At 69.1% G+C, this 13,099-nt stretch carries 14 protein-coding genes; 12 read left to right on the top strand and 2 right to left on the bottom strand.

Features of this window, described 5'->3' with window-relative positions; translation table 11 throughout:
* Positions 1 to 5 precede the first annotated feature (5 nt).
* The 7 genes from Scani_RS06295 to cutA all read left to right on the top strand — a co-directional run bounded on the left by Scani_RS06295 (position 6) and on the right by cutA (position 7,646).
* Positions 6 to 1,265, top strand: a complete 1,260-nt coding sequence (locus Scani_RS06295; protein ID WP_159471794.1) for an amidohydrolase — start codon at positions 6 to 8, stop codon at positions 1,263 to 1,265.
* Between the two features lie 241 nt (positions 1,266 to 1,506).
* Positions 1,507 to 2,538: a BMP family lipoprotein gene (locus tag Scani_RS06290; RefSeq protein ID WP_159470807.1), complete on the top strand. Its 1,032-nt coding sequence runs from the start codon at positions 1,507 to 1,509 to the stop codon at positions 2,536 to 2,538.
* A gap of 234 nt (positions 2,539 to 2,772) precedes the next feature.
* Positions 2,773 to 4,314 (top strand): ABC transporter ATP-binding protein, encoded by a 1,542-nt coding sequence (locus Scani_RS06285; protein WP_174872624.1) that lies wholly within the window; start codon positions 2,773 to 2,775, stop codon positions 4,312 to 4,314.
* Positions 4,311 to 5,477, top strand: coding sequence for an ABC transporter permease (locus tag Scani_RS06280; protein ID WP_246295507.1), 1,167 nt, complete (start codon positions 4,311 to 4,313; stop codon positions 5,475 to 5,477). Before Scani_RS06285 ends, Scani_RS06280 begins: the two co-directional genes overlap by 4 nt.
* Positions 5,474 to 6,754 (top strand): ABC transporter permease, encoded by a 1,281-nt coding sequence (locus Scani_RS06275; RefSeq protein ID WP_159470806.1) that lies wholly within the window; start codon positions 5,474 to 5,476, stop codon positions 6,752 to 6,754. Before Scani_RS06280 ends, Scani_RS06275 begins: the two co-directional genes overlap by 4 nt.
* Entirely contained in the window at positions 6,751 to 7,170 is a 420-nt protein-coding gene (locus Scani_RS06270; RefSeq protein WP_159470805.1) for a cytidine deaminase, read from the top strand. The genes Scani_RS06275 and Scani_RS06270 overlap by 4 nt, the downstream gene beginning before the upstream one ends.
* Positions 7,171 to 7,322: 152 nt before the next feature.
* The gene (gene cutA, locus Scani_RS06265) at positions 7,323 to 7,646 is read left to right on the top strand and encodes a divalent-cation tolerance protein CutA (protein WP_159470804.1); all 324 of its coding nucleotides are present in this window, start codon (positions 7,323 to 7,325) and stop codon (positions 7,644 to 7,646) included.
* Positions 7,647 to 7,650: 4 nt separating this feature from the next.
* Here the strand turns inward: cutA and Scani_RS06260 are convergent, their stop codons facing one another.
* Both Scani_RS06260 and Scani_RS06255 read right to left on the bottom strand, forming a co-directional pair.
* Positions 7,651 to 8,205, bottom strand: coding sequence for a GNAT family N-acetyltransferase (locus Scani_RS06260; protein WP_159470802.1), 555 nt, complete (start codon positions 8,203 to 8,205; stop codon positions 7,651 to 7,653).
* Positions 8,202 to 9,464, bottom strand: coding sequence for an NsdA family TPR-like regulatory protein (locus Scani_RS06255; RefSeq protein WP_159470800.1), 1,263 nt, complete (start codon positions 9,462 to 9,464; stop codon positions 8,202 to 8,204). The genes Scani_RS06260 and Scani_RS06255 overlap by 4 nt, the downstream gene beginning before the upstream one ends.
* A 253-nt stretch (positions 9,465 to 9,717) precedes the next feature.
* Between Scani_RS06255 and Scani_RS06250 the strand changes: the two genes are divergently transcribed.
* From Scani_RS06250 to Scani_RS06230, 5 genes are all read left to right on the top strand, one after another.
* Complete coding sequence (locus Scani_RS06250) at positions 9,718 to 10,065, top strand: hypothetical protein (protein WP_159470798.1); 348 nt, start codon at positions 9,718 to 9,720, stop codon at positions 10,063 to 10,065.
* On the top strand, positions 10,065 to 10,442 hold the full coding sequence (locus Scani_RS06245) for a hypothetical protein (protein WP_159470796.1): 378 nt from the start codon (positions 10,065 to 10,067) through the stop codon (positions 10,440 to 10,442). The genes Scani_RS06250 and Scani_RS06245 overlap by 1 nt, the downstream gene beginning before the upstream one ends.
* Before the next feature lie 167 nt (positions 10,443 to 10,609).
* Positions 10,610 to 10,945 carry a putative ATP-grasp-modified RiPP gene (gene tgmA / locus Scani_RS06240; RefSeq protein ID WP_246295505.1) on the top strand — a complete coding sequence of 112 codons (336 nt, stop codon included), beginning with the start codon at positions 10,610 to 10,612 and terminating at the stop codon, positions 10,943 to 10,945.
* Positions 10,945 to 11,913 (top strand): ATP-grasp ribosomal peptide maturase, encoded by a 969-nt coding sequence (tgmB, locus tag Scani_RS06235; RefSeq protein WP_159470794.1) that lies wholly within the window; start codon positions 10,945 to 10,947, stop codon positions 11,911 to 11,913. Before tgmA ends, tgmB begins: the two co-directional genes overlap by 1 nt.
* The gene (locus Scani_RS06230) at positions 11,910 to 13,085 is read left to right on the top strand and encodes a methyltransferase domain-containing protein (protein WP_246295504.1); all 1,176 of its coding nucleotides are present in this window, start codon (positions 11,910 to 11,912) and stop codon (positions 13,083 to 13,085) included. Before tgmB ends, Scani_RS06230 begins: the two co-directional genes overlap by 4 nt.
* Positions 13,086 to 13,099: the final 14 nt, after the last annotated feature.

Below are 13,099 nucleotides of genomic sequence, written 5' to 3'. Positions count from 1 at the left end.
ACGTGATGTCCCGCGATGCCGGCACCGCCCGTACTCCCGCCGGGGACCAGCTCCCCGGTGTGCTCCCCGAGGCGCTGCGCGCCGAACTCTGCCTCTTCCGCCGCGACTTGCACATGCACCCCGAGCTCGGCAACCAGGAGTTCCGGACCACCGCCGCGCTCAAGGAACGGCTGGAGCGGGCCGGTCTGCGGCCCCGGGTGCTCGCCATCGGCACCGGGCTGGTCTGCGACATCGGTACACCGGACGCGACGGCCGACGGACAGGCGCTCGCCGCGGACCCCGCCCGCCCGCTGCTGGCCCTGCGCGCGGACATCGACGCCCTGCCCATCCCGGACACCAAGACCGTCGACTACGCCTCGACGGTCCCCGGCCGCGCGCACGCCTGCGGCCACGACGTCCACACCACCGTCGTCCTCGGCGCCGGCCTGGTCCTCGCCGAGCTCGCCCGCACCGGCGCCCTGCCGCGTCCGGTCCGCCTGATCTTCCAGCCCGCCGAGGAGGTGCTGCCGGGCGGCGCCCCCGACGCGATCGAGTCCGGCGCGCTGGAGGGCGTCGGCCGGATCCTCGCCGTCCACTGCGATCCGCGCGTCGACGCCGGCCGGATCGGGATCCGTACGGGAGCGATCACCTCGGCCTGCGACCGTCTGGAGGTCGAGCTGGACGGCCCCGGCGGCCACACCGCCCGCCCGCACCTGACCACCGACATGGTCACCGCCGCCTCCCGGGTCGCCGTCGACGTCCCCGCACTGCTGTCCCGCCGGGTCGACGCCCGCGCCGGCCTCGCCGTCACCTGGGGCCGGCTGGCGTCCGGCCACGCCTGCAACGTGATCCCGCAGCACGCCGAACTCTCCGGGACGGTCCGCTGTCTCGATCTCGACGCCTGGCGCAAGGCCCCCGACCTGGTGCATGCCGCGATCGACGAGGTGGCCGCGCTGCACGGCGCGAAGCCGCAGGTCACCTACGTCCGCGGGGTGCCGCCGGTGGTCAACGAGCCGGTCACCGTCCAGCTGATGCACTCCGCGATGGCCGCCCGCCGCGGCGAGGGCGCCATCGAGGACACCGAGCAGTCCCTCGGCGGTGAGGACTTCTCCTGGTACCTCGAACACGTCCCCGGCGCGATGGCCCGCCTCGGCGTCCACCCGCCCGCCGACCCGGCACGACGGGACCTGCACCGCGGCGACTTCGACGTGGACGAGCTGGCGATCAAGGTGGGCGTCGAGCTCTTCACCGCCTCCGCCCTCCTCGACGGCGCCCTCGCGGACTGAGGGCCGCGGCGCTCAAGATCGAACTCACATTGCGGATGATGGACCGTAATGTGCGCATATCAGCCCGTTCCGGCGGCTAGCCGGGACGGGCTTCGCAATTCGCCCCGCCGGGTTCCGCCGAGGTGCCCTACGCCTCGAATCGATAACGTCCACGCAGTGGAGGGTTTTGCGCCAGGTCTACGCGCGTTAATCTCCCACAAGCCAGCGCCAAAGGGGGCGCTTAGAGCGAAGGGAAGGCCCCGTGCGTCGGGTCATCAGGATTGCCGCCGCGGCTACCGCCACCACCTGTCTCGCGTTCACCGCCACCGCGTGCGGACAGAGCTTCGCCGAGGCCAATCGCGCCAAGCACGCGGGCGTCGGACTGGCCTTCGACATCGGTGGCCGGGACGATCACTCGTTCAACGAGGCAGCCGCCCGCGGTACCGAGAACGCCCAGAAGAAGCTGGGTGTCAAGGTCAAGATGCTCACCGCCAAGAACGGTGAGACCGAGGCGGACCGCGAGCAGCGGCTGTCGTCCTTCGCCGAGGCCGGATACAACCCGGTCATCGGCGTCGGCTTCGCCTACAGCCAGTCCGTGCAGAACGTCGCCAAGGACTTCCCCGACACCAGCTTCGGTGTCGTGGACGCCGTGCCGCAGGGCAAGAACGTCGATGCCATGGTCTTCGCCGAGCACGAGGGCTCCTACCTGGCCGGTGTCGCCGCGGCGCTGAAGAGCAGGACCCACAAGGTGGGCTTCATCGGCGGCGTGAACAACGCGCTGATCCAGAAGTTCCAGGCCGGCTTCGAGCAGGGCGTACGCGACACCGACCCCAAGGCCAAGGTCGTCTCGCAGTACCTCTACCCGAACAACGACAAGGGCTTCAACGACCCGGCGGCCGCCAAGGCCAAGGCCGCGGGCATGACCGACAGCGGTATCGACGTGATCTACACGGCGGCCGGGCAGTCGGGCGCCGGCTCGATCGAGGAGATCAGCAGGCACAAGGGCGTCTGGGCGATCGGTGTGGACTCCGACCAGTACCAGCAGCCCGGTCTGGCGAAGTACAAGGACCACATCCTGACGTCGGTCGTGAAGAACGTCGATGTGGCCGTGTTCGACCTGATCAAGAGCTACGAGGACCACAAGCCGCTGACCGGCATCCACGCCTACGACCTCAAGCACAAGGGCGTCTCGCTCGCCACCTCGGGCGGCTTCATCAAGGACATCCAGCCGCAGATCGACGCGGCTCGGAAGAAGATCATCGAGGGCAAGGTGAAGGTCAAGGAGACGCCGTAGTCAGACGCCGTAGCCGGGGGCGATGCTCCCCGGGCCGCCGCAGCACCGGCCCCGGGGGCGGCTCTCACGTCCCCCTGTGACCTTCCGGTCCCGCTTTCTCGTTCTTCGTCCTTTCCGCACCGTCATCCCCGAGGGGAGTGCGCCATCAACGCAGCATCCACGAGCAGTGGCCGGGCCGTCCCGGACGCCCCCGCTGTAGAACTCCGCGGAATCACCAAAAGGTTCCCCGGCGTCGTGGCCAACCACGACATCCATCTCACCGTGCGCCGCGGCACCGTCCACGCCCTCTGTGGCGAGAACGGTGCCGGCAAGTCCACCCTGATGAAGATCCTCTACGGCATGCAGAAGCCGGACGAGGGCACCATCGCGCTGGACGGCGAGCAGGTCACCCTGCACACCCCCGGCGACGCCATCGCCCGCGGCATCGGCATGGTCCACCAGCACTTCATGCTGGCCGACAACCTCACCGTCCTGGAGAACACCGTCCTCGGCGCGGAGAAGCTGCACGGCATCGGTGCCGGCGCCCGCGCGAAGATAAAGGAACTCTCCGACGCCTACGGGCTGCACATCCGCCCGGACGTGCTGGTCGAGGACCTCGGTGTCGCCGACCGCCAGCGGGTGGAGATCCTCAAGGTCCTCTACCGCGGCGCCCGCACCCTCATCCTCGACGAGCCGACCGCGGTCCTGGTCCCGCAGGAGGTCGACGCGCTCTTCGACAACCTGCGCGAGCTCAAGTCCGAGGGCCTGACCGTCATCTTCATCTCGCACAAGCTGGGCGAGGTGCTCTCGGTCGCCGACGACATCACCGTCATCCGGCGCGGCACGACCGTGGCCTCGGTCGAGCCGTCCGGGACCACCCCCAAGCAGCTCGCCGAGCTGATGGTCGGCAGCGAACTCCCCTCGCCGGAGACCCGCGAATCGACCGTCACCGACGAGGAGATGCTGCGGGTCCGCGATCTCCACCTCTCCGCGACCGACTCCGACGGGGTCGTCCGCACCGTCCTGGACGGCATCTCCTTCACCATCCACAAGGGCGAGGTGCTGGGCGTCGCCGGTGTCGAGGGCAACGGCCAGGCCGAGCTCGTCGAGGCCGTCATGGGCACCCGCAGCCCCGACCACGGCACCGTCACCCTGGACGGCACGGACCTGTCCGGCGCCTCCACCCGCGCCCGGCGCAAGGGCGGCATCGGCTACATCCCCGAGGACCGCCACCGCCACGGCCTGCTGCTGGAAGCCCCGCTGTGGGAGAACCGCATCCTGGGCCACGTCACCGAGCGGCCCAACAGCAAGGGCAAGCTGCTCGACCTGGCCGGTGCCCGCAAGGACACCGAGCGCATCGTCGCCGAGTACGACGTGCGCACGCCCGGCATCGAGGTCACCGCGTCCTCGCTCTCCGGCGGCAACCAGCAGAAGCTGATCGTCGGCCGCGAGATGAGCCACCGGCCCAAGCTGCTGATCGCCGCCCACCCCACCCGCGGGGTCGACGTCGGCGCGCAGGCGCAGATCTGGGAACAGATCCGCGAGGCGCGGCGCGAGGGCCTGGCGGTGCTGCTGATCTCTGCCGACCTGGACGAGCTGATCGGGCTGTCCGACACCCTGCGGGTGATGTACCGGGGCCGGCTGGTCGCGGACGCGGATCCCGCCGTCATCACCCCGGAGGAGTTGGGCTCCGCCATGACCGGTGCCGCCAGCGGCCACCTGACCACGTCGGAAGACGCCGCGTCGGAAGACGGTGCGCCGCACGGCGCCGGCGAGCAGGGCGGTGAGCAGAAGTGAGCACCTCCACCGAGCAGCCCGCCAAGAACCCCACCGTGGACGCCATCGCCAGGAGCGCCACCCGGGACAAGGTGATCCTCGCGATCGCCGCGCCCGTCCTGGCCATCGTCGCCGCGATAGTGATCTCCTCCCTGGTGTTCCTCGCCTCCGGCGAGAACCCCTTCCGGGCCTACGGGATCATGGCCGACTACGGCCACTACAGCGACAGCCAGGTCTGGATCATCAACAAGGCGGTGCCGTACTACCTGTCGGCGCTGGCGGTCGCCATCGGCTTCCGCATGAACCTCTTCAACATCGGTGTCGACGGCCAGTACCGCCTGGCGGCGTTCGCGGCCGCGGCCGTGGGCGGGGCCATCGCCCTCCCCGGCGCGATCCAGATCATCCTGCTCATCGTCATCGCGATGCTGGTGGGTGCGCTCTGGTCGGGCATCGCGGGTCTGCTGAAGACCACCCGCGGCGTCAGCGAAGTGATCACCACGATCATGCTGAACGCCATCGCCGCCTCGATCATCGGCTACTTCCTGCAGGACGGCCGCCTCGCCATCAAGGACGGCAACCTCCTGCACACCAAGTTCCTCCCTGCCTCCAGCCACTTCTTCTCCTTCCCGACCCACCCCAAGCCGGTCTACGGCTTCGTGGTGATCGCGGTGCTGGCCGGCGCGCTGTACTGGTTCGGCATCAACCGCACCCGCTTCGGCTTCGACCTGCGCGCCGTGGGCGCCTCCGAATCGGCCGCCGAGGCCAGCGGGGTCAGCGTCAAGCGCATGGTCGTCAGCAGCATGCTGCTGTCGGGCGCCGCGGCCGGCCTGGTCGGCATGCCCACCCTGCTCGGCGAGTCCTTCCAGTACGGCACGGACTTCCCGGCCGGCATCGGCTTCACCGGTATCGCCATCGCCCTGCTCGGCCGCAACCACCCGGTCGGGATGGCCTTCGGCGCCCTGCTGTGGGCGTTCCTCGACCGCACCGGCTCCCGGCTGGAGTTCGAGGGCTACGCGCAGGAGATCGTCGGCGTCATCCAGGGCGTCATCGTGCTCTGCGTCGTCATCGCCTACGAGATCGTGCGCCGCTACGGGCTGCGCCTGCAGCAGCGCAAGGTCGGCGAGGAGCTGGCCGCGCTGTCCCGCACCGACAAGTCTGACAACAAGCCGGAGGTGTCGGCGTGAGTACGGACCTCAAGACCGCGACGAAGCTCGCGGTCCCCGGGAAGAGCGGGCGGCGCAAGCTGACCTACCCCTGGATCCTGCTGATCATCGCCGGCGCGCTGGTCGCGCTCTCCGCCCTGCGGGCCATCACCGGCACCGCGGACCTCACCTCCACCGGTCAGTTCGGCGCCGCGCTCAGCGCCGCCGTGCCGATCGGCCTGGCGGGCCTGGGCGGCCTGTGGTCCGAGCGGGCCGGCGTGGTCAACATCGGCCTCGAAGGCATGATGATGCTCGGCTCGTTCGCGGCCGGCTGGATCGGCTGGCAGCACGGCCCCTGGGCGGCGGCGCTGGCCGGCATCGTCGGCGGCGCGCTCGGCGGCCTCATCCACGCCGTCGCCACCGTCACCTTCGGCGTCGACCACATCGTCTCCGGTGTCGCGGTCAACATCCTGGCGCTCGGCGCCACCCAGTACCTGGCCACCCTGTGGTTCGGCCAGGAGGGCAGCGCGGCGATGGCCGCCGGCGGCAACGACAAGCAGTCCCCGCCGATGCCCGACATGCCGAGCTTCACCGTCCCCGGCCTGTCGGACTGGCTCAACTCCGTCGAGGGCCACCACTGGTTCCTCGTCTCGGACCTGGCCGGCATCCTCGGCGCGGCCGTCACCAACGTCTCCTGGCTCACGCTGCTGACCATCGGCCTGTTCGTCGGCACCTTCTACGTGCTGTGGCGCTCCTCGTTCGGTCTGCGGCTGCGCTCCTGCGGCGAGGCCCCGGTCTCGGCCGAGTCGCTGGGCGTCAACGTCTACTCGTACAAGTACGCGGCGGTCCTGGTCTCCGGCGCGCTGGCCGGCCTCGGCGGTGCCTTCCTCTCCATCGGGGTGCACTTCTATCAGGACGGCCAGACCGGCGGCCGCGGCTACATCGGTCTCGCCACGATGATCTTCGGCAACTGGCGTCCTGGCGGCGTCGCGATGGGCGCGGGCCTGTTCGGCTTCATGGACGCCATGCAGCTGCGCAGCGGCGGCCCGACCGTCCATGCCCTGCTGCTGGGCCTGGCCGCCCTGCTCGCGGTGATCGCGCTGCTGAAGCTGCGCGCCGCCAAGCGCACCCAGGCCGCGCTGTCGGCGGTGGCCGCCGCCGTCCTCATAGGCTGGTACTTCCTGGCCGACACCGTTCCGCTCGAACTGGTCGAGGCGAGCCCGTACATCGCCACCCTGCTCGTCCTCGCCCTCTCCGCCCAGCGGTTGCGGCCCCCGAAGGCGAACGGCAGGCCCTACCGCCGAGGACAAGGCACATGACACCACCGGTGCCGGTCGACTGGACCGCACTGCGCGCGCAGGCCCGGGACGCGATGTCCCGGGCCTACGCCCCTTATTCCGGCTATCCCGTCGGCGCCGCCGCCCTCGTGGACGACGGCCGCACGGTCACCGGCTGCAACGTCGAGAACGCCTCGTACGGCCTCGCCCTCTGCGCCGAATGCGGCCTGGTCTCCGAGCTGTTCGCCGGCCGCCCCGACAGCGCCGGCCCGGACCCCCGCCTGACCGCCTTCACCTGCGTCGACGGCGCGGGCGAGCTGCTCGTCCCGTGCGGCCGCTGCCGCCAGCTCCTGTACGAGCACGGCGGCCCCGAGCTCCTCGTCGACACGGCGGCCGGCATCCGGCCGCTGGCCGAGCTGCTGCCGGATGCGTTCGGGCCGGGGCATTTGAGGGGGTGACGGGGGCGGGTGGCATCCGCGGGTACGGGTACCTGGGCAGCCGCGAGCGTCAAGCAAGCGGCTCCACCCCCGCCACCCACCCCCGCCACCCACCCGTTCCGTGAACGCATGTAACGGCAACCCTGGTGCCACTTCGCCGCTACAGTCGCCGCATGACTGACTTTCTTCAGGTGTCCACCGCAACGGAGACCCGCGAAGCGGCTGTGAAGCTGGCGCAGTCGGTCGTCTCCGCACGGCTCGCAGCCGGAGCGCAGATCGTCGGGCCGGTCGGGTCCGTGTTCTGGCACCAGGGCGAGTTCGGCTCGGGCGAGGAATGGCAGCTTCTCATTAAGGTCCGTGCGGACCGGTACGACGAGGTCGAGAAGCATCTGCTGGAGCACCACCCGTGGCGGAATCCGGAGGTGTCCGCTGTCCGGATTGTCGCGGGGGCGGAGGCGTATCTCCACTGGCTGGAGACGACAACGGCACCGGACTGACTGCTCAACGCAGTTGGAGCACCATCACGTCATGGAGCGCCGCGCCCTCCCAGGGGTGAGCCTCACCCACCTTGCGGTATCCCCAGGATCGGTAAGCCGTTTGCGCTGCCCTGGCGTCCGGTAGCGCATTGAGAATCACGCGCTCTTCGTTGCCTTCCACGAGCAGCGCCTCGTGCAGCCGCCGACCGATCCCGAGCCGACGCCAGGGTGCCCGTACCGCGAACTCCATCAGCCCGAATGTGCGTTGCCCGTCCTCGCGCCTGAGATCGGCCGGGGCAGGGGTGATCAGGCGGTCCCACCAACCGGTCGTGGGGCTGAGCGGATAGCCGTACGCGACGCCTACTGGTTCACCACCGGCGGTCTGGGCAAGGGCAGCACGGAAGGTGGATTTGCGGACCTGGGAGCGGAAACGGCGGAACGTCGCCGCTACCGATTCCGGGGATTCCTCGTACGGTTCCTCGGCGAAGACCTCGGCGTAGACGAGCCTGAACGCGGGCTCGGACCGCGCGGCCGCCGGGCCGTCCAAGGGGGCAACGGTGATCGCCTCCGGCACAGTCATGTGCGGCCTCCTCGCATGGTTTCTTGGATTCGGTCCGAGACGTCGCGGGCCGTGGTGGTGTCGATGGCGTCGACGGTCTTCCGAAAAGCCTGGATGCGTCCGGTGAGGCGATTGGAGGCGATCTCTCCGCACGATGCGAGTACGCCCGCCATCTCGGCGCACGCCTCCTCTACCTCTCCCGCGTCGAGAAGGGCGCTGGCCAGCTTGGATCTGTACCACGCCGTATTGCGGGCATAACCGCCTCCGAGGCCCTCGACAGCAGCGCGCAAAAATGGCACTGCACGCTGGGGCTTCCCTGCCCTCGCGTACATCTCCGCCGTGGCGTAGTCGATTTCCACGGGGCCGGCGAAGCGCGCCCAATCGGGCACGTCGTCGCTCCCTTCATTGCGACTCTGGTAAGAGAGCGCACGGCTGAGCGCGTGGCGGGCGCCAGCCGTATCCCCGACATGCGTGCTGACATTCGCTTCGCGAAGTGCAATCACGAGATGAACGGCAGGCCCGGCCCCGACCCTGCCGGCCAGGCCATACGCGGTCTCGACTGCCGATGCGGCTTCCCACGCCCGGTCCGCCTTGACGTCGATCAGTACGAGCGTCTCCAGCGCCGAAATTTGCAACAGTTCGTCGCCGATGAGCTGGGCAGCCGTCAAAGCCTCCATGGAAGCCGCGCGTGCCTCATTGACCGGGCCGCCGTCGTAGCCGTACCAGGCTTGGTTGCTGTGCAGCTCAGACAGCATCGCCTGCAGGTCACGACCGATCTTGGCTGTATGGACCGAGTCTTTCAGGGTCTGTGTGAGGTGCCGTTCGAGTTGCTTCGCGCGAGCCTTGGCAGGGATCCCGCCGGAGCAGTGGTCAACTGCGTACAGCTCGGCCAGGCGGGCGCGGAGCACCGCTACGTCACTCGTACCGATACGCGGGCCGTGCTGGCCAGGGAGAATGGCCGCTGCCGCGACCGCTCCCGTGCCGGCGACGAATGCTCGACGTTTCACGTCTCCATCGTCACCGATTAGCTGGACAGTTGCGCGTCTGTGTCCGGGTACGTCGAACCCCATCTCGGCGAGTGGGAGACCGAACATCGCTTCCAGTACAGCCTGTTGGCTCGGATGCGGTAACGGTGGTGGCGACTCTCCTTCCCAACGCCGAAGCTGGCGGACGCTCACCGAAGCATCGATCCCCAGACGTGCGGCCTCGCGGGCGAACGTGGCAGTGAAGGTCTCTTGCGTGTACCCGGCTTGCTTGCGCAGCCAACCGAGCTTGCTCACGTCGCTACCGCCATGCAGGTCCCCTTGTGTGCCCGGAGTCTCTGCTCACCGTAGCGACTCGGCCCGTACCCCGATGGCGAAAGCGTCCGCCTGCACGCGAAAGTGTCCGGCTGAACGTCCGGTCGTCGGGCACTCATGGATGTCCCCGAGGCGGTGCACTGGTGGGGCACCACGTCGTCACGGCAAACGATCAGAAGTCCATTGAGCAAACGCCTACCAATGACCCCCGCGACCGCGCGAACGGTCCGGGGGCATGGCCATCAACCCCTGGGAGGTTGACGACATGGCGAAGACTATCGCCAAGATCTTCGAATTGCTGCTGCGGCTGTTATTGCCCGCACGAGGGTGTCACCGGTCCTCCGGCTCTGTTCCCGCCCCGAGGTGTGAGGAGGCGCCGACACTCGTCCTTGCCCGTGTGTCAGGCGGGAGCGACGGGTTGCTGCGCGGCGAGGCCACGACCCTGATCCGTCCCTACGCCCTCACCCCGGAGGAGCGGCGGAAACGACGGTTGGAGTACGGGCGGCGGCACGGGTCGCATTTCGCGACGTACGGAGCCGACTCCAGGCCGCGCCGGATTCGCCGCGTGGAGGTGGCGGGCTGATGGCCCCCATGGACGCCCCGCGGCTCCTGCCCTGGTTGAGCCCGGACGGGAAACCGTGCTTCCTCGCAGGCGACGGCGTCGGGTACGTGTCCCAGCTCGCCGACGAGATGGAGGCGGCGCAGCTCGACTTCGCCGCGGAACTCCTCGAGGAAGCGTGCCGTGTCCTTGACACCCGTACCTGGACACCAGGGGAAATCCACCTGCTGGCCGTGGAATTGACCAGCACCCTCACCAACGTGCATCGGGTCGCGGAGAGCAGAGGCGCGCGCTTGCCCGTGCCGGACGATGACGCCCCCGATGCCGATGAAGCTCCCGTTGACCGCGGCATCAACGGTGATGGCAGAGGGCTGCGGCTCCCGGCGGACGCGTTCGGATGACGACCGGGCACGGTGCACGGGCATGCCGTCGCGGCTGCGCCGGCGGCCGGAGGGGACCGGGGACGGTACGGGAGCGAGCGAGATCAGCCGTCGCTTGATGTACGCGCCCTTCCCATCCACAGACATCCGTCCTTCGAGAAAGACCGAGAAGCGAGAAAGGGGAAGCAATGCCCACCCCAGTTGAGGAACGTCGTCCTGCCGGGCGGTTGCTCGACGCCCCGGAACTGCGGCTCCCGTTGAGCACCGACGGGTCCGCGTCCCTGCCGGAGCTGTCGGACCATGAGGGACCGGCTCCGTTCGCGTTCCGTTTCCTCACCCCCGTCGCGGCCACGGGCGGCATCCTGCCGAGCGATGTCGCGTACGACGAGGAGTCACAGACCGGCGTCTACGAGGACATGCCGCCGGGCGTCTACATGACCAAGAATCCACCGAAGACCTACGGGCCGACGGCGCCCACGGGTCAGATGGACGCGCCGGACGACCCCGGACCGAGCGACGACTGATGACGGGTGCCGGGCACGTTCTCATCCTGGCGGGTCGCTTCGACCCGACCTGCGATCTGGTGGTTGAGGAGCTGAACCGGCGCGCCGTGCCCGTCTTCCGGGCCGATACGGCTGAGTTCCCGTTGAGGCTCGCGCTTGCCGCGTGCCTCAACGGGAACCGCTGGCACGGCACGCTGAAAAACGACCGCCGCACCCTCGACCTCGGGTCGGTCCGCTCCGTCTACTACCGTCGCCCGACCCGTCCGAAGTTTCCCGAGCAGATGACCGTCGAAGCCCGCAAGGTCGCCGAGACGGAGGCCCGGTGGGGCTTCGGTGGACTGCTGACGGCATTGCCGTGCCGATGGCTGCCCCCACCGGGAAGGGAGGCGGATGCCGAGTACAAGCCGCTGCAACTGCGCATCGCGGCCGACGTGGGACTGAGCGTTCCCCGCACCCTCATCACCAACGACCCGGTTGCGGCACAGGACTTCGCCGACTCCCTCGGCGGCCCCCTCGTGTACAAGCCTTTCTTCCATGTGCGTGGCACGGTACGCGGGCAGACTGCTGCCGTGTACGCGACCATCGTCGCCCCCGAGGACCTGCCTCACGCGGACATCTCCACCACCGCCCACATGTTCCAAGAGTGGGTACCCAAGGCGTACGAGGCGCGGTTGACCGTCGTGAACGGCCAGATCTTCGCGGCCGAGATCCATGCCGATTCGGACGCCGGCCACATCGACTGGCGCAGCGATTACGACAGCCATACCTACAAGATCTGTGACCCGCCGCCCGAGGTGGCCGCCGGAGTGCTGCAAATGCTGGACCGGCTCGGCCTGCCGTACGGCGCGTTCGACTTCGTGGTGACGCCGGAGGGGCAATGGCGATTCCTGGAGGTGAACCCGAGCGGACAGTACGGGTTCATCGAGCAGGCGACCGGACTACCGATCACGGGTGCGATCTGTGACTACTTGGAAGGGACCGGCCAGTGACGAACATCCTCGACGATGAACAGTGCTTGATCCGGGCACGTGTCTCGCTCACCCAGCAGATCGACCGTGGAAGCGTGGTGCTGTCGGCCCAGCTGGCGGGGGCGTTTCTCAACGTCCCCCGGCATCCGTTCGTCCCCGTCTTCTACCGCCGCGAGGGCGAACGGTTCATCCCCTGGCGGATCACCGACGGCGACGGGGAGGGCTGGCTCGACGCCGTGTACACGGACGACTCCCTCATCACCGAAGTGGACGGCGTACACGCCGAGGAAGCCGACCCCGGCGGAGTGACCGGTGTACCGACGTCATCCTCGACCGCGCCGAGCCTCATGGCGGACATGCTCGATGCCCTCGACGTGAACGAAGGGGACGAGGTGTACGAGGCGGGTGCCGGCAGCGGTTACAACGCTGCGATGCTCTGCCACCTCGCTGGTGACAAGCACGTCACCACCGTGGACCGCTCCGACGTCCTCACGGCCTTGGCCCGCGAACGGCTCAACGGCCTCGGCTTCGACCCGCTCGTGCTCCACGGCGACGGTGCACGGGATGTTCCGCCCGATGCGAGGTACGACCGCATCATCGCCACGGCCTCTGTACGACGCATCCCACCCTCGTGGCTGGATCATTGCCGCGTCGGCGGCATCCTGGTCATCCCTGTCAAGGGCACGCTCGCCGGCGGAATGATCGCCCGACTCACGAAGTTGCCGGACGGGACGGCGGTCGGCCGCATTCTGCACACACCCGCCGCCTTCATGCCCTTCAAGAGCGGTTCCGAGGATGAGGCGCAGGCACCAGAGATCCGCGACCGCCCATGTCGTGACGCCGAGCTTTCCGGGCAGGCGCTGGATGACTGGACGTTCTCTTTCTTCGCCCAGCTGCACATGCCCCAGGGCCTCATCCGCACATACGGCCGGAGCGACGACGGCCTGCACGTGACGACGCTGTACGACCCGGCGGATGGCTCGGCCACGCGCGTCGAGGACATGCCCGAGGGGATGTCCCTGGTGACCTCCACCGGCCCGCGCGACCTGTGGGCACCGATGGAGGCAGCCCACCAGCTTTGGCGGCGGCTCAACCGACCGCGACGCGAGTGGTTCACCATCGAAGCCACCACCGCCGAGCAGACCGTGACCTACACGGCACCGAACGGGCAGATACACCGCTGGACGCTGTAGCCGCCACCGCCACC

It is taken from the genome of Streptomyces caniferus (assembly GCF_009811555.1).
In the GTDB taxonomy this organism is placed as follows: Bacteria; Actinomycetota; Actinomycetes; order Streptomycetales; family Streptomycetaceae; genus Streptomyces; species Streptomyces caniferus.
Note: the sequence above shows the minus strand (reverse complement) of the source record. Positions and strands in the feature narration are given on the sequence as shown.